The following is a 21921-nucleotide window of genomic DNA, read 5'->3' as shown; positions in this document are numbered from 1 at the left end:
CATAATCAGCGTTAAACTATTTATACCGTTATTTTAGGGAGAAACGATGATGCGCGTACTGGTTGTCGAGGATAATGCTTTATTACGCCACCACCTCAAGGTTCAGTTACAGGATTTAGGGCATCAGGTGGATGATGCAGAAGATGCGAAGGAAGCGGACTATTATCTGAATGAACATCTGCCGGATATCGCGATCGTTGATTTAGGACTCCCCGATGAAGACGGTTTGTCATTGATCCGCCGTTGGCGTAGCAATGAGGTTTCGTTGCCGATTCTGGTGTTAACCGCGCGTGAAGGCTGGCAGGACAAGGTGGAAGTACTCAGCGCCGGAGCCGACGATTACGTCACCAAACCGTTTCATATCGAAGAGGTGGCTGCGCGCATGCAGGCACTTATGCGTCGCAACAGCGGTCTGGCATCGCAGATTATCTCTCTTCCTCCTTTCCAGGTGGACCTCTCTCGGCGCGAGTTATCCGTCAATGATGAAGTTATCAAGCTCACGGCGTTCGAATACACCATTATGGAAACACTTATCCGTAATAACGGCAAAGTGGTCAGTAAAGATTCGCTCATGTTACAGCTTTACCCGGATGCCGAGCTGCGTGAAAGCCACACCATTGATGTTCTGATGGGGCGTCTGCGTAAAAAAATACAGGCGCAATACCCGGATGATGTCATCACCACCGTGCGTGGCCAGGGATATCTTTTTGAACTGCGCTAATGAATAAATTATTGCGTCATTTTTTCCCGTTATCACTGCGGTTGCGCTTTTTACTGGCAACCGCGGGCGTGGTATTGGTGCTTTCGCTGGCCTACGGCATGGTTGCCCTGGTGGGCTACAGCGTCAGCTTTGATAAAACAACGTTCCGCCTGCTGCGGGGTGAAAGTAACCTGTTCTATACCCTGGCAAAATGGGAGAACGGTAAGATAAACGTCGAGCTGCCTGAGAATCTCGATATGCAAAGCCCAACAATGTCGCTGATCTATAACGAAGACGGTGAGTTGTTGTGGGCGCAGCGCAATGTTCCCTGGCTGACGCACAGTATCCAACCGGAATGGCTAAAAGCGAACGGTTTTCATGAGATTGAAGCCAATGTAGATGCCACCAGCACCTTACTGGGCGAAGATCACTCCGCTCAGCAGCAGCTAAAAGAAGTCAGAGAAGATGACGACGATGCCGAAATGACCCACTCGGTCGCCGTGAACGTCTACCCCGCCACTGCCAGAATGCCACAGTTGACCATTGTGGTTGTCGATACCATTCCTATTGAGCTAAAGCGCTCGTATATGGTCTGGAGTTGGTTTATTTATGTGCTGGTCGCCAATCTGTTGCTGGTCATTCCGCTGTTATGGGTAGCCGCCTGGTGGAGTCTGCGGCCTATCGAATCGCTGGCGCGTGAAGTCCGTGAGCTTGAGGAACATCATCGAGAGATGCTAAACCCCGCCACCACGCGCGAACTGACCAGCCTGGTCCGCAATCTTAATCGACTTTTAAAAAGCGAACGCGAGCGCTACGACAAATACCGTACGACGTTAACAGACCTCACCCATAGCCTGAAAACACCGCTGGCGGTATTACAGAGTACGCTCCGCTCGATGCGTAATGAAAAAATGAACGTAAGCGACGCGGAACCCATCATGCTGGAACAAATCAGCCGTATTTCCCAGCAGATTGGCTATTACCTGCATCGCGCCAGCATGCGTGGTAGCAGCGTGCTGCTTAGCCGCGAACTGCATCCGGTCGCGCCGTTGCTGGATAAACTCACCTCGGCGCTAAATAAGGTGTATCAGCGTAAAGGCGTGAACATAAATCTCGATATCTCACCAGAAATCAGTTTTGTGGGCGAACAGAACGATTTTGTCGAAGTGATGGGCAACGTGCTGGATAACGCATGTAAATATTGTCTGGAGTTTGTCGAGATTTCAGCGCATCTGTCCGAGGATCAGCTACACATTCTGGTTGAAGATGATGGTCCTGGTATTCCGCAAAGCAAACGGGAAGTGGTGTTTGACCGTGGACAGCGTGTCGATACGCTACGACCAGGGCAAGGCGTTGGACTGGCGGTGGCGCGAGAAATCACCGAACAGTATGACGGGCAGATTATTGCAGGCGATAGCCTGCTGGGTGGCGCGCGCATGGAAGTTATTTTTGGCCGCCAGCAGCCGGGGCAGATAGACGAGTAATCGCCGCATGTAATAAATATGTACTGATTTCCCGCTTGCGGTTAAGTATCCGTTATAATCGGTTGCAGATACCAGCCTGCGGGATGCTCATTATGGAATACCAACTCACACTTAACTGGCCCGATTTTCTTGAACGCCACTGGCAGAAACGCCCGGTGGTCTTAAAACGCGGGTTTAACAACTTTATTGATCCACTCTCTCCTGACGAACTGGCTGGACTGGCAATGGAAAGCGAAGTCGACAGCCGACTCGTCAGCCATCAGGATGGTAAATGGCAGGTTAGCCACGGTCCGTTCGAAAGCTATGATCATCTCGGCGAGAACAACTGGTCGCTGCTGGTACAGGCGGTCAATCACTGGCATGAACCCACCGCCGCGCTGATGCGTCCGTTTCGCGAACTGCCGGACTGGCGGATTGACGATCTGATGATCTCCTTCTCTGTCCCCGGCGGCGGCGTTGGCCCACATCTTGATCAGTACGATGTGTTTATCATTCAGGGAACCGGGCGACGTCGCTGGCGCGTGGGCGAAAAACTGCAGTTGAAGCAGCACTGCCCTCACCCGGACCTGCTGCAGGTCGCCCCGTTTGAAGCCATCATCGATGAAGAGCTGGAACCCGGCGATATCCTGTACATTCCACCAGGATTCCCGCACGAAGGCTATGCGCTGGAAAACGCCATGAACTATTCGGTCGGTTTCCGCGCGCCGAATACTCGCGAACTGATCAGCGGGTTCGCCGATTACGTTTTGCAACGTGAGCTGGGCAGCACGTATTACAGCGATCCTGACCTGCCGCCGCGCGATCATCCGGCTGACGTTCTGCCGCAGGAAATGGACAAGCTGCGTGAAATGATGCTCGGACTGATTAATCAGCCGGAACATTTCCAGCAGTGGTTTGGCGAGTTTATATCTCAGTCTCGTCATGAGCTGGATATTGCTCCACCGGAGCCGCCGTATCAGCCAGACGAAATTTACGATGCCCTGAAGCAAGGGGATGTGTTAGTGCGTCTGGGCGGATTGCGCGTATTGCGCATCGGCGATGACGTCTACGCCAACGGTGAGAAAATTGATTCCCCGCATCGCCCTGCCCTGGAAGCGCTTGCCAGCCATATTGTTCTGACGGCCGAGAACTTTGAGGATGCGCTGGAAGATCCGTCTTTCCTTGCCATGCTTGCCGCACTGGTTAACAGCGGATACTGGTTCTTCGAAGGATAATACGAACGTTGCCTGATGCGACGCTAGCGCGTCCTATCAGGCCTTTTGGAGTGAAATATTGTAGGCCGGATAAGCAAAGCGCTATCCGGCATCTATCGATAAATTTACTGCTGCTTTGCGGTTAACTCCGCAATACGTACAATCACCCGCACCGCTTTTTCCATTCCTTCCAGGGTTACAAACTCATGTTTACCATGATAGTTGTAGCCTCCGGTGAACAGATTCGGACACGGTAATCCCATAAACGACAGCTGCGCGCCGTCGGTGCCGCCACGAATAGGTTTCAGCACCGGCTCAATATCGCAATCGCGCATCGCCTTCTGGGCGATATCCAGCACATGCGGATGCTCAATCACTTTTTCGCGCATATTGTAGTAGCTGTCTTCAATCACCAGTTCGATATAGCAATCCGGGTGTAACCCTTTGCCGACCTTTTTGGCGATCTCCATGATCTTGCGTTTGCGCGCTTCAAACTGCTTGCGGTCAAAATCACGGATGATGTAGTGCATATCCGCCCGATCGACCGTCCCTTTCATGCTCGCCAGATGATAAAAGCCTTCGTAGCCTTCCGTCGTTTCCGGGCTTTCGTCTGCCGGAACCTCAGCATGAATACGAGCAGCCAGCGACAGCGCATTCACCATCACCCCTTTTGCGGTACCGGGATGGACATTGTTGCCGACAATTTTGATATTAACCGACGCAGCGTTGAAGTTTTCAAATTCCAGCTCTCCCACGCCACCGCCGTCAACGGTATAGGCCCACTGCGCATCAAATGCCGCAACGTCAAAATGCTTCGCCCCTTTACCTACCTCTTCGTCCGGCGTAAAGGCCACGCGGATATCACCGTGCGGAATATCTTTTTGGATGAGCACCGCCAGCGCGGTCATGATTTCCGCCACGCCTGCTTTATCATCCGCGCCCAGCAGCGTTTTACCGTCTGTGGTGATCAGCGTCTGACCCAGAAGTTGATGCAGCACCGGGAACATCACCGGCGACAGAACTTCATCACCAATGCCTAACGCAATATCGCCGCCGCGATAGTTTTCAACGATTTGCGGATTAACGTTTTTACCGCTGAAATCCGGTGAGGTATCCACATGGGAAATAAAGCCGATCGCGGGAATATTGCCAGCAACGTTAGCGGGCAACGTGGCCATCAGCGTCCCCTTTTCGCTCAGTGAAATGTTAATCAGCCCCATCTCTTCGAGCTGTTGTTTGAGCAGTTGTAATAACTTCCACTGTCCTTCGGTGCTGGGTACCTGCCGCACGCCCGATTTTGATTGGGTGTCCAGCGACACGTAGTGTAAAAAACGCTCAAGTAGTTTATCCATGCAGTCACCCTCACTTTTTGTGACAACATTATCAATAAGCAACAAAAGACAAATATTGCGTCAGGTCACTTTTATCCCCGCAAGTGAGAATATTTCGCCCTGACATCCCCTCTGACTATAGGGCTAAGTCAGTAATTCGCAACAAGGATTGGCGATTACCATGGTTTGCCGTAGAATAACGGCCCTCATTAAGAGTCATCAAGGTGGTTAACCACGAACCCCGCAGCGGTCAGCCATCCGTTGCGTTTACATGGGACAGAGTAAAAAATTGAATAAACAACCGCGTTCGCTTTCTCCACTGGTGCAATTAGCGGGAATTCGCAAAAGTTTCGATGGCAAAGAGGTGATTTCCAGCCTGGATTTGACCATCAATAATGGCGAGTTTCTCACGCTGCTTGGCCCCTCTGGCTGCGGTAAAACAACCGTTCTTCGCCTGATTGCCGGTCTGGAAACGGTTGATTCCGGTCATATCATGTTGGACAACCAGGACATCACTCACGTTCCTGCGGAAAACCGCTACGTGAACACCGTCTTCCAAAGCTATGCGTTATTTCCCCACATGACCGTTTTTGAGAATGTGGCCTTTGGCTTACGCATGCAAAAAACGCCCGCAGCCGACATTCCTCCCCGCGTTACCGAAGCTCTGCGCATGGTGCAGCTGGAAGAGTTCGCCCAGCGAAAACCGCATCAACTCTCCGGTGGACAGCAGCAGCGCGTAGCGATTGCCCGAGCGGTGGTCAATAAACCCCGTTTACTCCTGTTAGACGAATCTCTCTCTGCGCTGGACTACAAACTGCGCAAGCAGATGCAGAACGAACTGAAAGCGCTGCAACGTAAGCTTGGTATCACCTTTGTCTTTGTCACTCACGATCAGGAAGAGGCGCTGACCATGTCAGACCGTATCGTGGTGATGCGCGATGGCAAGATTGAGCAGGACGGTACGCCGCGTGAAATCTACGAAGAGCCGAAAAATCTGTTTGTCGCCGGGTTTATCGGTGAGATCAATATGTTTAACGCGACGGTGATAGAACGTCTGGACGAACAGCGCGTTCGTGCTAACGTTGAAGGTCGCGAGTGCAATATTTATGTCAACTTCGCGGTGATTCCCGGGCAGAAGCTGCACGTCCTGTTACGCCCTGAAGATCTGCGCGTTGATGAAATCAACGACGACAATCATATCGAAGGACTGATCGGCTACGTGCGTGAACGCAACTACAAGGGCATGACGCTGGAGTCGGTTGTGGAACTGGAAAATGGCAAGATGGTGATGGTCAGTGAATTCTTCAACGAAGACGATCCTGACTTTGACCACTCTCTCGACCAGAAAATGGCGATTAACTGGGTAGAAAGCTGGGAGGTCGTACTGGCTGATGAAGAACACAAGTAAATTCCAGAGTGTGGTGATCGTCACCATTGTCGGTTGGCTTGTGTTATTTGTCTTTCTGCCCAACCTGATGATCATCGGCACCAGCTTTTTGACCCGCGACGACGCCAATTTCGTCAAAATGGTCTTTACGCTGGAAAACTATACACGCCTGCTCGATCCGCTCTATTTTGAGGTACTGGTTCACTCCCTCAATATGGCGCTGATTGCCACGCTCGCCTGTCTGGTGCTCGGCTATCCGTTTGCCTGGTTTTTGGTGAAACTGCCGGAAAAAGTGCGTCCATTGCTGCTGTTCCTGCTGATTGTTCCGTTCTGGACCAACTCGCTTATTCGCATCTACGGACTCAAAATATTCCTCAGCACCAAGGGCTACCTCAACGAATTTCTGTTGTGGCTCGGCGTTATCGATACCCCCATTCGCATCATGTTTACCCCCAGCGCGGTGATTATCGGCCTGGTGTACATCCTTCTGCCGTTTATGGTGATGCCGCTCTATTCCAGCATTGAAAAGCTCGATAAACCGCTGCTGGAAGCCGCGCGCGATTTGGGCGCCAGTAAACTTCAGACCTTCACCCGCATCATTATTCCGTTAACGATGCCGGGAATTATCGCCGGATGCCTGCTGGTTATGCTGCCCGCAATGGGGCTGTTTTACGTTTCCGACTTAATGGGCGGGGCGAAAAACCTGCTGATTGGCAACGTGATTAAAGTTCAGTTCCTGAACATCCGCGACTGGCCGTTCGGTGCTGCCACCAGCATTACGCTGACCATCGTCATGGGTCTGATGCTGCTGATCTACTGGCGCGCCTCCCGCTTGCTGAACAAGAAGGTTAGCGACATTGATAGTTAACCGCTATTACTCAATAAGTTAAAATGATCATGGCATGTTTTTTACCCTCAAGTAAACTGCATGCCAGGTCACGGACGGGGATAAGATTTGTAAAATCAGAAAGGAATTGTAAACGCGCAAAATTATGCCGTCATGATACGCATGAATTTATTATCGATATTCAAGAAATTGTCTTCTGGATTCATCATCTTCAAGGTACTCAAATGAGAGAAGGCGAATTTTGGTAAGGTTATAAAACCACTCGCAATCGTTTCGTTGAATAATTTCGCCAGGCTTGAAACATATTCCTGATGCTTCCCGGATAATCGCATATTTACCATTATTAAACCTGGCCCTGTGGATACAGAAAGATTGACCAACCTGCCCATGACAGCTGTTCGAAAGGATATGTCCTTCAATAAAAATAGATTTTTTAGATTTCATCATCATATCCTCTCAAACTGCAGTACAGGAGCAATATTGTCATTTCCCAACATCACTCACGTTAGGTGGCAGAAGCCGATCAGCCGCCGATACACCAGCATTCTGATGGTCTGAACAACAGCCCGCAGGCAGGGCACTCCAGAACCGCATCTTTTCTTAGTTTACCTGCTTTCTGATCGGCTCTGTATGCGCATACCGGGCAGGCAACATGCACCGGTCTTTCTTTAAAGTGCCTGAGTCCTTTTGTATAAGACATAAATAATTCTCTGAGGAACACAGTAATTATTATACGCCTTAATATAAAAATAACTGGCTTAAGTTATGTTAATTTATGATTAAATCAGGATATCAGATATTGAAAATTAAACGTCTGATTTATGATATAATACCCTTCCGTGAGAAATTTATCATGAAATCAGAAGACACCCTTGACTGGTACCCGGCCCAATTGCCACCAGTGAAAATTATTCTTGGCGAAGCCGTGCTGGCAGTGGGAAAACAGGGCCGACCTATTAATACCCGAACTTTGCTGGAATACCTTCAGGTCATGCAGGACAAGCAAAAAAAACGAGATGACAAAATCGCCATGCAGACAGCGATTGAGGTTCTCAGGGATAATCAGCGCATTAACGGCAGACGTTAATGCGCGTCCGGACTCAGTGTCAGTTCTGAATAATCTCAACCGTATGGTTTTGTCCATCATTCCGCAGCGGTATTCTGTCATCAGGGAGGAGAACACCATCCAATGTAACGCGATATTCTGCATCGCCGTGTGAGACACTAATCTGATAATGGCTTTCGCCATATTGATAAGTCATAGAAAAAGACGGCCACCCATCCGGCAACCGGGCATGAACCGTAAGGTCAGCACCGGAACGTTTTATCCCCAGTAATTCCTCGGTAAGTAAACGCCAGGCCCAGCCTGATGAACCGGTATACCAGCTCCATCCGGCACGTCCGATATGGGGAGCGACGCTGTAGACATCAGCGCTCATGACATAAGGCTCGGCTTTATAGATCCCGACTGAGTTCGCATTCAGAGTATGATTTATCGGGCTGAGCATCGACCAGAGTTGCCAGGCACGTTCGGCATTCCCCATTCGGGCAAATGCCATTACAGCCCAGATAGCGCCATGTGTATACTGCCCTCCGTTTTCCCGCACACCAGGCAGGTAGCCCTGTATGTAACCCGGATTTGGACCGTGCCCATCGAAAGGCGGTGTTAATAGTTTTATCAGTCCCCCCTCGCTATCCACAAGATGCTTATCCAGCGCCTGCATGGCCTTTGCGCACCGTCCCGGGCTAGCGGCCCCGGACAATACTGACCAGCTCTGGGCAATCGCATCAATCCGGCAGTCCTGTGAGGCTTTCGACCCCAAGGGAGTACCATCGTCAAAATATCCACGCCGGTACCATTCGCCATCCCAGGCGTGGGCTTCGAGATTGCTTTGCAAGCGCACAGCCTGTGAACGGCACATTGAGGCGACACTTTCATCCAGCCTGCGATCAGCCAGCGCCGCAAACCGCTGCAAAATGTCGAACAGAAAGAAGCCCAGCCAGACGCTTTCACCCTTGCCGTCGATCCCCACCCGGTTCATGCCGTCATTCCAGTCACCCGCCCCCATCAGCGGCAGACCATGCTCCCCGAACTGTTGTCCATACTTAATGGCTTTGACGCAGTGTAACCAGAGTGTCTCTTCGGTACCGCTGATCACCGGCGTATCATAGGCAGACTCTTCACCAGGCTGAAGCGGACGTCCCTCCAGATAAGGAATACGTGTTTCCAGTACATCCATATCCCCCGTCGTTTCAACATAGTGGCAAACGGCAAGCGGAAGCCACAGATAGTCATCGGAACAGCGGGTGCGCACCCCGTTGCCGTGTGGCGGGTGCCACCAGTGCTGTACATCACCCTCAATAAATTGCCGTGATGCACACAGGATTATCTGTTCTCTCATCCGGTTCGGATCAGCATGACTCAGCGCCAGCGTATCCTGCAGTTGATCGCGAAAACCAAATGCGCCGCCGGACTGGTAGTAACCGCTGCGAGCCATCAGGCGACAGGCTACCGTCTGGTACAATAGCCAGCCATTCACCAGTAAATTTACCGATGTGTCGGGGGTGTTAACCACGATTTTATCGAGCACATTGTGCCAGTGGTTGTGAACCCGGTTCAGCTCCTCGCGGACCGTCTCCTCATTCATATAACGGGCAAGCGTCTCCTGGGCTCGAATATGATTCTCCTCTGCGCCGAGGATAAAAATAAACGTCCTCTGATCCCCATCAATTAATGTTACCGCCGATTCTACTGCCCCGCAGGGATCCAGACCGGCGCCCGTTTTACCTGAAAGCCTGCGTAGCTTCATAACCGACGGGGCGTGCAGAGAACCATTACGACCGATAAACTCCCGGCGGTCCCCGGTCAACGAACAGTCATTACCGCTGACGGCAAAAAAGGCAGTACGACCGCTACCGTTATCACCATAAAAGTTGTTCGCCAGCACTCCGCAGCCGCCAGGCGGTCTGGTCGCATGAGTCACAATGTGAGGGGCTGAGCGAGTTCGTGTTCCTCCGAGCGTCCACTCCACATAGCCGGTGACGGAAAGTTTTCGTGTCCGCCCCGAAGAGTTACTGAGCGTCAGGAGCGCCAGTTTAACCGTAAGCGTGCAGCGAGAACCGTATTGACGGGGATGTGTTATTCAGTTGGCAGTGCTACGCGCCAGGGGAGTAGTTCGCTGACCCGGTTTATCGGCCAGTCAGCTATAACATCAAGCACATGGCGAAGGTAGCTTTCTGGCTCCACTCCGTTCAGTTTGCATGTCCCGATCAGGCTGTACAGCAGCGCTCCCCGCTCTCCTCCATGATCCGAACCGAAGAACAGGTAGTTTTTGCGGCCCAGGCTGACCATCCGTAGCGCATTCTCAGCTATGTTGTTATCTGCCTCGGCCCAGCCGTCGTCAGTATAGTAAGCCAGCGCCGGCCACTGGTTCAGTACGTACGTGAACGCTTTCGCCAGTTCTGAGTGTCGCGACAGCGTTTTCACCTTTTCACGCAGCCAGCTTTCCAGGGATTTCAGCCGCGGTTTAGCTTTTTGCTGACGTTCTGCAAGGCGTCGCTTCGCCGGCATCCCCCTTATTTCCGCCTCGATGGCATATAACTCACCGATCCGTTTCAGGGCTTCCTCCGTCAGCGCTGACGGGGTGCGAACGTGCACATCGTGGATCTTGCGGCGGGCATGAGCCCAGCAGGCAGCTTCCGTTATCTGTCCATTGCGGTACAGTTCGTTGAACCCGGCGTACGCATCCGCCTGCAGAACACCGCTGAAGCCAGCGAGATGGCTCTGCGGGTGGATACCTTTTCTGTCCGGGCTGTAAGCGAACCACACTGCCGGCGCCAGCTCTGACCCGGCGTTACGGTCGTCACGAACGTACGTCCACAACCGCCCGGTCTTCGTTTTCTTATTACCTGGCAACAGCACCGGGACAGGCGTGTCATCAGCATGGAGCTTACCGTCAGTCAGCACATAGTCCTGAAGCGCCCCTTCCAGCGGTGACAGTAGCCGGCAACACGCATCCACCCAGCCCGACAGCAGTGAGCGGCTCAGCTCCACACCCTGGCGGCCGTATATTTCAGACTGGCGGTACAGCGGGGTGTGCTCTGCATACTTTGAACTCAGCACGCGGGCCAGCAGCCCCGGTCCTGCGATACCCCGCTCGATGGGCCGTGAAGGCGCGGGGGCCTGCACGATGGCATCGCACTGAGTACAGGCATGCTTTTCACGTACTGTCCGGATAACCCGGAAGGCGCTGCGCATCAGCTCCAGCTGTTCGGCGGCATCTTCACCCAGGTAACTCAGCGCACCACCACATTCCGGGCAGCATGACGCTGCCGGCAGCAGCCGTTTTTCGTCACGGGGAAGTGATTCAGGGAACGGTTTGCGGGTACGGGTCTGCCGCAGCGGGCGCTGCACGGCCGGGTCATCCACCCGGCCGGTAAGGGTATCGCTTTCTTTCTGCAACTGCTTAAGGTCGGCTTCCATCTTCGCGATACGGCGGGAGACTTTTTCGGAGCGGCTGCCGAAGTTCATCCGGCGCAGCTTATCCAGTTGCGCCTGCAGGTGATCTATTTCGCGTTCACGCTCGTTCAGCTTTTCCAGAAGGGCACGGTTCAGCGCCTCCTGTTCGGCAAGGAGACGTTTCAGTTCATCGATATCGTCAGGAAGTAAGCTGTTCATACCGGGTATATTACCAGGCTCATTCAGCGTCGACCAGGATAAAGAGGCCTACAACATAGTCAGTGACGTAAGCAGTCTTTTAGGCTGCCGCCAGTCGATACCTTCAAGGAGCATCGCCAGCTGTGCCGGTGTGAGGAACACTTTGCCATCCCGGGCTGACGGCCAGGCGAAGCGGCCGCGCTCCAGCCGTTTGGTCAGCAGACACAGTCCATCGCCGGTAGACCAGAGGAGCTTTACCTGACTGCCATTACGCCCACGGAAGATAAAAACGTGACCTGACATCGGATCGTCTTTCAGCATCGTCTGCACCTTTGCCGCCAGGCCGTTGAAGCCGTTTCTCATATCGGTGATGCCAGCGACCAGCCAGATCTTTGTCCCTGATGGTAATGGGATCAACGTTTGAGCTCCCGTATCAGCAGGTTCAGGATATTTTCGCTGATGGCACCATTCAGACGGAGTGATCCGTGCCGGAACGTCACTTCACAGCTGATATTGAGTGATTCAGGTGCCGCAGCAGCTACAGGTTGTGACCGGGGGGAGGTTGCAGGGACAACATCTTCGGCATCAAGTGTTATCGGGAGCAGCTCAGGCACGTTGTTTTCTGTTGTTGAAGGAGGACGTAGTTTTCCTTCGCGCCAGTACTGGCGCCACTTGAACAGCAAATTATCGTTGATCCCATGCTCACGAGCGAGTTGCGCTACGGAGATCTCTGGTCGATGCGAGAGTTCAACCATTTTGATTTTGAACTCAACGGGATAATTAGGGCTTTTTTTACGCACTGCGGTTAATGATTTCATGGATAGCGTCCACCATATTTGGTGTCCATTATCCTCTCAGGAATTTCAGGATCTGCCAGACGGTGCTGAGACGACGCTTACGTTTAACCGGCGCCTCTTCGGCAACCAGAACCGTCAGCTCGCTGTCTATACCATTCTCTCGATGGGCAAACACGCTGTAACCAAAACCATGGCGGGTCAGGTAATCACCATGTCCGCGAACAGGTAAAGCCGTCGGTGACCAACACTCACCGCTCTCTTCATCGCGCAGATAAAACGCCTCGCCGCTGCGATCGCTCACCGGATCGTTCTCCCACGGTGTCAACCGGTATTCATGTGCATTCTCATACCAGGAGTAGGCCTGTCCCGCCTCTGAAATCACAGTGCCAAAACGGGCATTTGCCAGTACGTTTGACCAGGGAGCCGGTGTCTGCGCATCTTCGCGCAGGACAATCTGATATTCCCGACCATCCTGAGAAAATCCACCGTACCCATTGAAATGGCATAACTGACTGATATCGGGACTCCAGTCCGTATGTTGATTACGCTCGCGTACAGCCCGTGGAATGAGTGCTCTGGCCTGAGGTTTAAGGGTGTGAGTACGCTGATTAAGCTGCTCATTAATACTGCCTGTGCGGTCATCAAGATAAAGACAGGCCACGCTCATCAAAAGCAACTTATCCTCAGCAGAGAGATGCTCGCCATTACGAACAAAAATACCGCCCGTTTTGTCCAGCAGACTGGCTTCAGACCCGGCATAAATTAAGTCCATAATCTGATTTTGTAAGCCCTGCTGGTAGCCGCCGGGACTGTTATTCAGGATAACCAAATCAACATCCAGCCCTTTCTGTCTCCAGTAACGGTGCGCCTGAATCAGTGTGGTCACTGAGGCAATACTTTCCTCGCTGGTAATACTGAGAAGCACTATCGGCAGATCGCCTGAAATTGCCCAGCCCCACAGACCGGACTGACCACGCCGGTTGCGGCTGATCGCCTGGCCTTCGGCGCGCAGCTCCTGGACAGGGTAAAGCACCGCGCTGGCAAGACGATTAAACAAAGTGGCATCATCTTCACTGGCGTTCATCTGGCGTAATACCACCAGACTGTGAGACCAGGCCAGTTCAAAGACGCGATCAGCGATAGGGTAATCGCGGTATTTTTCCAGCAACGCCAGGCTCTGCTGGCGGGTCTCGCTGATGCCATAAATGATATCAATCGTGACCGGCTGCCCCGGCTGCAGAGTGATGGTGTGGCGTATTGCCAGGATCGGATCCAGCACTGACCCCGACGTGTTGCTGAGCGCCCCGCCTGCCTTTATTGCCTGGGCATCCGCAGGGTTTCTGCCACGGCCAAGAAATTTTGCCCTGTCTGTTTCAAACGAAACGTTATGACGGTTATCGCCATGCACCACCATCATGTGAAACAGGCAGGGACTCGCTTCACCCGGTGAACGCGGGCGCCGGTGGCAAAGAATAGCGTCACGCTCAGGATCCAGTTCCGTCTGAATAAACAGATTGCTAAATGCCGGGTGTGCCAGATCGCTGGCTTCAGGCGCCAGTACTACTTCGGCATAGGTTGTCAGTTCCAGAGAGCGAGGCTGGCGACCACGATGAATCAGTGTGAGCCGTCGCAACTCAATATCATCCTCCGGGGAGATCACAACCTGAGTTTTGACGCTGAGCCCATCGAAAGTGCGTCTGAATTCAGCACTCGCATCGGTGAATATCACTTCCTCGTCATGCCCGCTGGTGTGGGCTGTCGGTTGCCAGGTATTGCTCGACACATTCCCCGTCTGTATATCGCGGATATAGCAGAATGCTCCCCAGTTATCGCGGGTGGTATCACTGCGCCAGCGCGTGAGCGCAATATTATTCCAGCGACTATAGCCGCCGCCGCCCGTGGTCAACATCAGATGATAATGGTTGTTGGACAGCAGTTGAATATCCGGGGCCGGCGTGTCCACGCCATAGAAAATACGGGGTTCATAGCGAACGGGTTTGACCCTGCCCTCATGAGATTCAAAATGACGGCGCGGACTGTACAGATCGACTGCATCCGGCACGCGTTCCTGTAACAGCAGGCTCGCTGATCGGAAGACCGTACTGGACATGAAGCGTTCAGTCATCGGGGCGTCAAGTAGCACATGAGCCAGCGCCTGAAACGCCATGCCCTGGTGATGCGCCATCCAGGACTGAACCACCGCATAGAGCTGACCGGTTGCGAGGCGTGAGGGAGTATAGTCCAGCGCTTCATAAAAACCGTATTCACCATGTGCGCCATTTTTTTGCAGCCTGATCAGGTTCTCACAGGCTTTCTGTGGCGAGACCATCAACGCCAGCAGTGTGGCGTAAGGGGCGACAACCATGTCATCAGCAAGCCCCCTGCGCAGGCCGAGACCCGGCACACCAAATGCCTGATATTGATAATTATGCTGAACATCAAAAGCATGATAACCAGACTCTGAAACGCCCCACGGTACTCCGCGTTCTTTCCCCCAATGAATCTGGCGCATTACCGCCGACTGACTCATTTCATCGAGCAGGCTGCCAGGCCAGGTGGGCATTACCAGATTCGGCATCAGGTATTCAAACATTGACCCGCTCCAAGACATCAGGGCGGTTTCATTGTCAATGGTGGTGAACAGTCGCCCCAGCGCGTACCAGCTTTTAAGAGGCAGTTGATTAGTGGCAATGGCAAGAAAGCTGGTCAGGCGGATTTCAGACGGCAGAAGATCGTAGTGGCTCTTGTCAGGCATATTCGTGTCACAGTTATAGCCAACACTGAGCAGACTGGTTGCTTCGCTGTACAGAAAGGCGAAATCCATCCGGGCATGCTCATCCAGCCGTTGTTCAAGTTCAGTGATAATATTGAGTCGCATCCGGGCCTGCTCCGTCGCTGACGCCGGGGGGGTTCCTACACCAGTAAATGTTGCGCGGGCAAGCTCGCACAAAGTCGGCAGCGTCTGTTCGTTCCAGGATGCAGGTAACCAGCCAAGCAGCAGCGACCACTCATGGCAAAGCTGAACCAGTTGATGCTCCAGATGTCCTGCCCAACGCATCTGAAGAGGAGATCCCTGATGGCATAGCGTGTTCAGGTGATTGCACTGGGTGCGCATATTTTTCAGCTCGCTGAAAAATGTCTGCGGAGAGAGCGACACCGCGCTCAGGCAGTGTTTTCGCAGCAACCGCAAGCTGTCAGGCGGGTTCTGACCCCACTGTTTTTCCAGAATATCCAGCGTATCGTTCAGTCCTGCCAGTATCTGTTGGCGATTTAAAACTGGCTGATGACGCATGGCGGACAGCCCTGCACGCAGCGTCAACAAATGCCCTGCCATGTTGCCGCTGTCGACGCTTGAGATATAGCGTGGGCTGAGGGGGGCCAGCGTACGAGTGTCATACCAGTTGTAGAGATGGCCCCGGTAGTGCTCCATTTTATCCATTGTGTCGAGCGTGAGCGACACGCGCCGGAGCACTTCCCCGCCGGGCAGGTAGCCAAAGTCCCATGCCGTCAGGTTAGCCATGAGGGAAAGGCCAATATTGGTAGGAGAAGTTCGATGGGCCACCGTCGGCTGCGGTATTTCCTGGTAATTATCAGGCGGAAGCCAGTTCTCTTTTTCTGTGGCAAAGGTTTCAAAAAACGCCCAGATTTCACGGCTTGTCTGGCGCAACAGCTGTTTTTGTTCCGGATTGGGCGAAAACACCTTACGCGCAGGCTGACGACTCAGCCAGCTCATCAGCAGCGGTGCCACACACCATAACAAACCGATCGGCAACGCAATCCCCAGCAGTTGTGGAGCAAATTGTCCGGTCAGTATTATCAGCATCACACCACATGCAACATTCAGCCACATCGCCTGATAAAAACGCGCGACAGTGGGTCCGGCCTGATTGCTGTCCTGGCTGTGGCTGACCCACTGGCTGAGGTGACGCCTGCTGATCCCCAATCGCCATAACGTCACGGCGATCGCTTTTAGCGAATATCCGGCTTCGTGCGGCAGTATCGCAAAATTAAGGCCGATACCTGACAAACGCTTCAGCGCGCCCGCCCCTACCAGTAACAGATGCGGCTTCAGGCGGCGACGCAGAGGTTTATGCAGCAGGTCATGGGTGATGCAGAGGATGGTTGGCAACAGCCATATCAGCGACAGTACGCCCAGCCAGTAAACCGGATTAGGTACCCCAAGCAGGGTGAAGAACAGCAATACCAGTAATGAGGGGGCGACCAGACTGCGACGCAGATTATCGAGTAATTTCCAGTAAGAAAGCGCGGTCAGCGGATTCCTGGCCCGGGTTCCATCGGCTCTTCTGACACGTGGTTTCAGCCAGTTAAGCAGTTGCCAGTCACCCCGGATCCAGCGTGAACGGCGTGCAACATCCGACAGATAATTATTCGGGTACTGTTCATAGAGTAACACCTCACTGAGCAGACCCGAACGTGCATAGCATCCTTCGAGTAGATCATGGCTGAGAACCAGGTTTTCCGGGCAGGTGTTGGCCGTGGCCTGCATAAAAATGTCAACATCGTAAATCCCTTTCCCCACGAACGATCCTTCCCCAAAAAGATCCTGATAGATATCCGAAGACATCATCGAATAGGGATTATTGCCCGGTATGCTGCTGCGCATGGCGGCGTAACGTCCCTGACCGTTGCGTGGTATCTCCTCCGCAAGGCCGGGTTGTAAAATGCCAAATCCTTTGACAACCCTCTGGCGTACCGGATCATACTCTGGCGTATTCAGCGGATGCGCCATCGTCGCGACCAGTTTGTGCGCCGTATCTCGCGGCAGCACCGTATCACTGTCCAGGGTAATGACGTATTTAATATGGCCCGGTAAAAGGTTAGCAGGCATGTCTGCAACGCTGACGAATTGTGTCCCCGGATGGCGCAACCAGCTGTTCAGTAACGCCAGTTTTCCCCGCTTGCGTTCATAGCCCATCCACGTTCCTTCCGCGGGGTTCCATTCAGGTTGGCGGTGTAGCAGGTAAAAACGTGGGCGACTGGAGGGATAGCGGCGATTCAGCGCCTGCGTATCGGCGATCGCCTGTCTGAGCAGCTTCTGGCTTTCCGGCGAGGGTTCATTTGCAGAATCAGCGAAATCAGTGAGCAGCGCAAACCTGAGATTTTCGTTTTCATTCCCCAACCAGCAGACTTCAAGACTGGTGAGGAGTTGGCTGAAACTTGCGTGGCTGGTCAGCATGCAGGGGATGACTAACAGAGTGGCGCTGTCAGGGGGAATGCCGGTTGAGAAATCCATCCGCGGCAAGGGGCGAGGAACGCGAAAACGGGTGGTGGCGTCACTGAGTAAATCGCTCATCAACTGAGTTACAGCGATAATCAGAGGGAATATCACCGCGATTAACAGCCAGTCTGCGCCTTGCATGGCTGTTTCGTGCAAAATCGCTGCGGTCGTTGCGGTTGTCAACAACGCCAGGCTTCCAAGCCATGACAGCAGGGTTATTCTGTTGAAACTGTGCCGCAAGCGCATGAGCCTTGAGGTGTCTGCTAACAGATGAATTTCCAGCGCCTGCCGACCTTCGCCTGCGAGATAATAACCAACATGATGTTCCAGTGTATCGGGAGCACTGTTTCCTGAAAGCGTCAGCACCCTGTCAGCAACGTCAGGCTCGCTGAGACCACTGTCTCTGGCCAGGACCTCAACAACGTGCCGGTAATGATCCCGGGTATTAAAGTGCATCCGAGGATAGATACCGGCAGGATCATTGCGTAATGCCTGTTCGACGACACTTATCGTTTCGGCGAAATCAGCCCAATCCGTTTCACTCAGTAATCGCAGACCCGCGATACTGTTACTGACAGATAGCTGGCTGGCGGCAAGCTGTTGATTGAAATTATGTATGAGAACGTCGGTGGTGATCCCCTGTTCCCGAAGGCACTGATCAACCCAGGTCAGAGGTAACGACAGCGCATTGCCATGCCCCTGCAGGCGCCGCACCAGCTCTGCGACAAACGCACTGGTTAACGTAGGTCGGGAGCGTGCCATATCGGCAACCACCATGATTAAATCGCCAGGGGCATTCTCTGCACATCCGAAAATCTTTGTTATCCACATATCAGCCAGCGTTCTGTCCTGCTGCGCTTTGATCACTTCGATACTGATACGACGAAGATTTTCTATCAGCGCCAGGCGCAGCATTCCCGGTAACGCCCAGACTTCACCTAATGTCAGCGGGGTCACCTGTTGATAGGCGGTGAGATAGCTGGTCAGGCTGGCGGCATCCCAGCGCCCGTCACCGTGAGCAATGGCCTCTGATGCAATATTGTAAATTCGTGGGCAATTCAGCGGCGACATCAGCGACGGGAGACCTTTACCAAAGCTTTTCGGCAAGTGCTGGCGGACAGTGCGGATTTGTTCCTCAATCAGATAATAATTGTCCAGTAACCACTCCCCGGCAGGCATGATACTGGTCTTTTTACCCGCGTTAAGCTCATAACAACTTTGGGTAATGATGGCCTCATTCTCGCCGAGTCTTTTTAGAAGATAATAAGGATGTTTATCCGGCGATAATTTATGGGTCCGTGCGAGCTTCTGACCGTAGCGTTCCATCTGGGCGGTCGAAAAGAGTTCTGACTGCAGCGTGCTTTCACCGGCAGGATCGTTCGCCGAAAACGTTACGCTTTCGGGAGCATTCATCGGAATATGGGAGCGGTTAAACCACGCCCTGGGGTTCATTTTCATAGCATTGCTCTGATGCAGAGTTAGCATGCAGGAGCAGTTGCGAAATCAGTTCAGAAACGTTCTCTCAGGATGGGCGTAAGGCATCAGGGATTTAACAGCTGCCGGGATTTGACTTAAGTATAGAACACCGGGTTTAGGTGCAACTAAGTGTCAGGATTATCGTGGTGAAACAAACAGTGTTTTACAGCCAGGGCACAGCATTGTCTGCTTAAGGCGAATTTTAGAAATAGATTGGGATGAACGTAAGCCGCAGGCCGGGCAGATGACAGTAGTCGTCGATACGCCGCCGAGGTACTTCATTGCGTAATCGATGAGAGACATGATGATTACCCTTTCGATGAATGAGATTCACTGTACCACGTTTGGATAAAATTTAACCATTTAATTTATCTTCCTATTTTTTATCCAAAAGGGGGATATCACAGTGTAGATGACGACGTTTGCCAAGATAGATATTTGCAGCCACAGGGGCCGTTGAGACCGTTGATCCGCCACTCTTCGATACGGCTCCCTGCAGTCCGCCCTGGTATACAATGAGCCGCTCCGATATTTTTTCCGGGAAATACTATGATATTTACCCTGAACTTTTCCTTTATGTCTTAGTCTAATAATCAAATCCATCTGAAATGAAGAAAATTTATGATTACCAGCCTTTCATTGGTATTTACCGTCATTACCGCTCTGTGCATTATGTTGTTTGCTGCGGTAAAAGTAGGAGTTGGGTTATCTAACAATCCCGACCGAAATGATAATTAACCCATTCGCAGGCTACTACGTCATCCCACTCCCCTCAATGTGATACACACTGACCACGAAATTTCCGACAAGTGCATCCCTGCCCTGAGCCAGCAGTAGCCCGATAGCGCGGGCTGGCATCGGAAAGACCCCATTAAAAAGTCAGGACTTGTCTCTATGATTAAAAATGAAGGTTTTGACAACATCCAAATTTTTTGACAGCAATAAAAAAGCATTACCTTTTAAGATAATGCTTTTCATTCGACCTGGGTTTTTAACGATTAGATCAATGTAATTTTAATATCATAGCTTTCAAGCCCAGTCATTTTTTCACGAGCAGTAAACTGGATGTCGGAAACTTCTTTTCCTGTCTTTTTTTTGAGTTCAACAATTTTTTTTGTAATGAATTCAGAAATATCCGCTTCAGTTTTTGTTTTTAACTCTTCGACGTTCATTATTTACCTCTCTTGATCTCTAACGTATCAACGCCAAGTATGTAACATTCCCCGTGGAGCACTTATAACAGCGCTGACATGTTTAAAAGATAGAATGGAAAGACTCAATAATCAAGAGGTTGCAGTACAATCTTCATACAAGAAAAGCGCAAAACATCTGCAAACCACTGGACTACTATCTCGGTCGGTAAAGAAACAATCAGATGTCACTTCAAAAGCTTCGATGCTGCCTCGAGAATCTCTTCGGAACTGACATCGCGATCAGAGGCAACATAAACTATTTTATGGTCTCCTGTCAGAGATGGAAATCCTGCTGACATCACGGACAGGTGTGCTTTTTCCCCATTGGGAAACTCACGCATTATCGAAGTAATTCCCTTCATTACGGATACAACAACTGCCGGTTCTGAGTTAAAAAAAACGATTACTTTTTTCATAATGATACCGTGATGGTTCGTACAGAGATGAACGGTTTAGCATACAAAAAAGGCTCCATAAGGAACCTGAACTTTATTTTCTAAAATCTAACAAAGTCTGACCAGACCGAATGTATAGCGCAACATTGTCAAATGTAATCATTACCGATTTGCAAAAAATACATTTTGCTCCGAAAGGATTTTTTTCAGTAACATCAAAGCTCGACGTTCTGTACTGAGATCCGTGGCAACACGGGCATCTGAAGTGAATATGATGTGTAATAACAGTTACCTTATACAACCACGACATCAACTGCTGAGGGGCCTTTAGGTCCCTGTTCAACACTAAACTCAACTTCCTGATTCTCATTCAGCGTCTTGAAATCGTTACTCTGGATAGCAGAAAAGTGTACAAACACATCTTTACTGCCATCTTTAGGGGTGATAAACCCAAAACCTTTTTCAGGATTGAACCATTTAACTAAGCCAGTCATTTTATTAGACATAATTATTACCTTTCTTGAGTAAGCCCTTGGGCAGAATGGTCCGAAAAAATCATCAGAGAGAAAAGCCAGCAAGGAAGTCTCAACAGGAACAAGAAATAAAATTATTACAGCACTTGCTTTAGATAAATTCGTTACAAACCAAGAATTCATTAACGCATGATTAACCAAACATAGCAAGATTTAGTTTTATAGGGAAATCGCACATGATTCTTATCATAAAAATGAATTTAAATAGCTTAAATCGAAAATTATGTCATGCTGCTTAAGACCTTTATCTATCACCCTAAGTTTTCAGGGATTTTGACTCACGGAAGAGTCGTATTTCCTCCATCTCAGCATAATATTTAGCGTCTACCACGAAATTTCCGAGCATGTCAGAGAGGATTACAACGTCAGCTCCGGCTGTTTTGCTTTTGGCAGGAACGGCAAGATTTCCAGTGTGCTTTGCGGCATTCAGGCGGCGGGCAAGCTTTGTTGCATCGGTGTGCAGCTGGCAAAGAGTGACAGACAGGATAGAAAAAGCCGCATATGGCTGCCTGGGTTATATTTATCAGTAGATTGATCGTGTCTTAATGCCCGGCTGACTGACACTAAGCTCACCATAACAATGCAAGAATCTTATTGTTGGTGCAAACGCACTGTCATAGAGCACCACTGAAACAATATGAAACAATCAAACAATCAATACCCATGCTTTTTTGTTTGTTGTTGACATT

19 protein-coding genes and 2 pseudogenes are annotated in these 21921 nt (G+C 51.4%); 7 read left to right on the top strand and 14 right to left on the bottom strand.

Annotation, left to right across the window (positions count from 1 at the left end):
• Window positions 1–49 precede the first annotated feature (49 nt).
• The 3 genes from phoP (at window position 50) to roxA (ending at window position 3398) form a co-directional block, all read left to right on the top strand.
• A complete protein-coding gene (gene phoP, locus GPJ68_RS09845) occupies window positions 50–721 on the top strand; it encodes a two-component system response regulator PhoP (RefSeq protein WP_003846709.1) in 672 nt (223 codons plus the stop codon).
• Complete coding sequence (gene phoQ, locus GPJ68_RS09840) at window positions 721–2184, top strand: two-component system sensor histidine kinase PhoQ (protein ID WP_016152698.1); 1464 nt, start codon at window positions 721–723, stop codon at window positions 2182–2184. The genes phoP and phoQ overlap by 1 nt, the downstream gene beginning before the upstream one ends.
• Window positions 2185–2276: 92 nt before the next feature.
• Window positions 2277–3398, top strand: a complete 1122-nt coding sequence (roxA, locus tag GPJ68_RS09835; RefSeq protein ID WP_016152697.1) for a [50S ribosomal protein L16]-arginine 3-hydroxylase — start codon at window positions 2277–2279, stop codon at window positions 3396–3398.
• A 104-nt stretch (window positions 3399–3502) separates the two neighbouring features.
• Here roxA and pepT read toward each other — a convergent pair whose 3' ends face one another.
• Entirely contained in the window at window positions 3503–4729 is a 1227-nt protein-coding gene (gene pepT, locus GPJ68_RS09830; RefSeq protein ID WP_047415361.1) for a peptidase T, read from the bottom strand.
• Window positions 4730–4979: 250 nt separating this feature from the next.
• Here pepT and potA point away from each other — a divergent pair, with 250 nt between their 5' ends.
• Complete coding sequence (gene potA / locus GPJ68_RS09825; protein ID WP_016152695.1) at window positions 4980–6116, top strand: spermidine/putrescine ABC transporter ATP-binding protein PotA; 1137 nt, start codon at window positions 4980–4982, stop codon at window positions 6114–6116.
• A complete protein-coding gene (gene potB, locus GPJ68_RS09820; RefSeq protein WP_016150058.1) occupies window positions 6100–6963 on the top strand; it encodes a spermidine/putrescine ABC transporter permease PotB in 864 nt (287 codons plus the stop codon). Before potA ends, potB begins: the two co-directional genes overlap by 17 nt.
• A gap of 150 nt (window positions 6964–7113) precedes the next feature.
• On the opposite strand, the gene GPJ68_RS09815 is transcribed toward potB, so the two are convergent.
• Both GPJ68_RS09815 and GPJ68_RS24965 read right to left on the bottom strand, forming a co-directional pair.
• Window positions 7114–7386 (bottom strand): hypothetical protein, encoded by a 273-nt coding sequence (locus tag GPJ68_RS09815; RefSeq protein WP_223870086.1) that lies wholly within the window; start codon window positions 7384–7386, stop codon window positions 7114–7116.
• 79 nt (window positions 7387–7465) lie between these two features.
• Window positions 7466–7642, bottom strand: coding sequence for a YnfU family zinc-binding protein (locus GPJ68_RS24965; RefSeq protein ID WP_213083733.1), 177 nt, complete (start codon window positions 7640–7642; stop codon window positions 7466–7468).
• A gap of 153 nt (window positions 7643–7795) precedes the next feature.
• On the opposite strand from GPJ68_RS24965, the gene GPJ68_RS09810 reads away from it, so the two are divergent.
• On the top strand, window positions 7796–8029 hold the full coding sequence (locus tag GPJ68_RS09810; protein WP_029139493.1) for a hypothetical protein: 234 nt from the start codon (window positions 7796–7798) through the stop codon (window positions 8027–8029).
• 19 nt (window positions 8030–8048) lie between these two features.
• Here GPJ68_RS09810 and GPJ68_RS09805 read toward each other — a convergent pair.
• From GPJ68_RS09805 to GPJ68_RS24960, 6 genes and pseudogenes are all read right to left on the bottom strand, one after another.
• Window positions 8049–10043: pseudogene (locus tag GPJ68_RS09805) on the bottom strand (GH36-type glycosyl hydrolase domain-containing protein); the annotation flags it as partial.
• A gap of 38 nt (window positions 10044–10081) precedes the next feature.
• On the bottom strand, window positions 10082–11620 hold the full coding sequence (locus GPJ68_RS09800; protein WP_004201219.1) for an IS66-like element ISKpn24 family transposase: 1539 nt from the start codon (window positions 11618–11620) through the stop codon (window positions 10082–10084).
• Between the two features lie 48 nt (window positions 11621–11668).
• On the bottom strand, window positions 11669–12016 hold the full coding sequence (gene tnpB, locus GPJ68_RS09795; protein WP_021563201.1) for an IS66 family insertion sequence element accessory protein TnpB: 348 nt from the start codon (window positions 12014–12016) through the stop codon (window positions 11669–11671).
• Window positions 12013–12417: a transposase gene (locus GPJ68_RS09790; protein ID WP_003031976.1), complete on the bottom strand. Its 405-nt coding sequence runs from the start codon at window positions 12415–12417 to the stop codon at window positions 12013–12015. The genes tnpB and GPJ68_RS09790 overlap by 4 nt, the downstream gene beginning before the upstream one ends.
• A gap of 82 nt (window positions 12418–12499) precedes the next feature.
• Window positions 12500–19093, bottom strand: a pseudogene (locus GPJ68_RS09785) (glucoamylase family protein); the annotation flags it as partial.
• Between the two features lie 156 nt (window positions 19094–19249).
• Entirely contained in the window at window positions 19250–19414 is a 165-nt protein-coding gene (locus GPJ68_RS24960) for a YnfU family zinc-binding protein (protein WP_175299807.1), read from the bottom strand.
• A 318-nt stretch (window positions 19415–19732) separates the two neighbouring features.
• Between GPJ68_RS24960 and GPJ68_RS25340 the strand changes: the two genes are divergently transcribed.
• Complete coding sequence (locus tag GPJ68_RS25340; protein WP_350185928.1) at window positions 19733–19849, top strand: YnaM/YnfT family protein; 117 nt, start codon at window positions 19733–19735, stop codon at window positions 19847–19849.
• A gap of 260 nt (window positions 19850–20109) precedes the next feature.
• Here the strand turns inward: GPJ68_RS25340 and GPJ68_RS09780 are convergent, their stop codons facing one another.
• The 5 genes from GPJ68_RS09780 to GPJ68_RS09760 all read right to left on the bottom strand — a co-directional run bounded on the left by GPJ68_RS09780 (window position 20110) and on the right by GPJ68_RS09760 (window position 21695).
• On the bottom strand, window positions 20110–20283 hold the full coding sequence (locus GPJ68_RS09780; RefSeq protein WP_016152691.1) for a GnsA/GnsB family addiction module toxin: 174 nt from the start codon (window positions 20281–20283) through the stop codon (window positions 20110–20112).
• Window positions 20284–20489: 206 nt separating this feature from the next.
• Window positions 20490–20720 (bottom strand): hypothetical protein, encoded by a 231-nt coding sequence (locus GPJ68_RS09775; RefSeq protein WP_019076503.1) that lies wholly within the window; start codon window positions 20718–20720, stop codon window positions 20490–20492.
• Between the two features lie 73 nt (window positions 20721–20793).
• Window positions 20794–20982: a cold-shock protein gene (locus GPJ68_RS09770; protein WP_104651946.1), complete on the bottom strand. Its 189-nt coding sequence runs from the start codon at window positions 20980–20982 to the stop codon at window positions 20794–20796.
• A 10-nt stretch (window positions 20983–20992) separates the two neighbouring features.
• Window positions 20993–21205: a cold shock domain-containing protein gene (locus GPJ68_RS09765; RefSeq protein WP_047415357.1), complete on the bottom strand. Its 213-nt coding sequence runs from the start codon at window positions 21203–21205 to the stop codon at window positions 20993–20995.
• Window positions 21206–21488: 283 nt separating this feature from the next.
• Complete coding sequence (locus GPJ68_RS09760; RefSeq protein ID WP_260490246.1) at window positions 21489–21695, bottom strand: DUF2514 family protein; 207 nt, start codon at window positions 21693–21695, stop codon at window positions 21489–21491.
• Between the last annotated feature and the right edge of the window lie 226 nt (window positions 21696–21921).

The organism is Citrobacter sp. 172116965 (genome assembly GCF_013458095.1).
GTDB lineage: Bacteria > Pseudomonadota > Gammaproteobacteria > Enterobacterales > Enterobacteriaceae > Citrobacter > Citrobacter braakii.
Note: the sequence above shows the minus strand (reverse complement) of the source record. Positions and strands in the feature narration are given on the sequence as shown.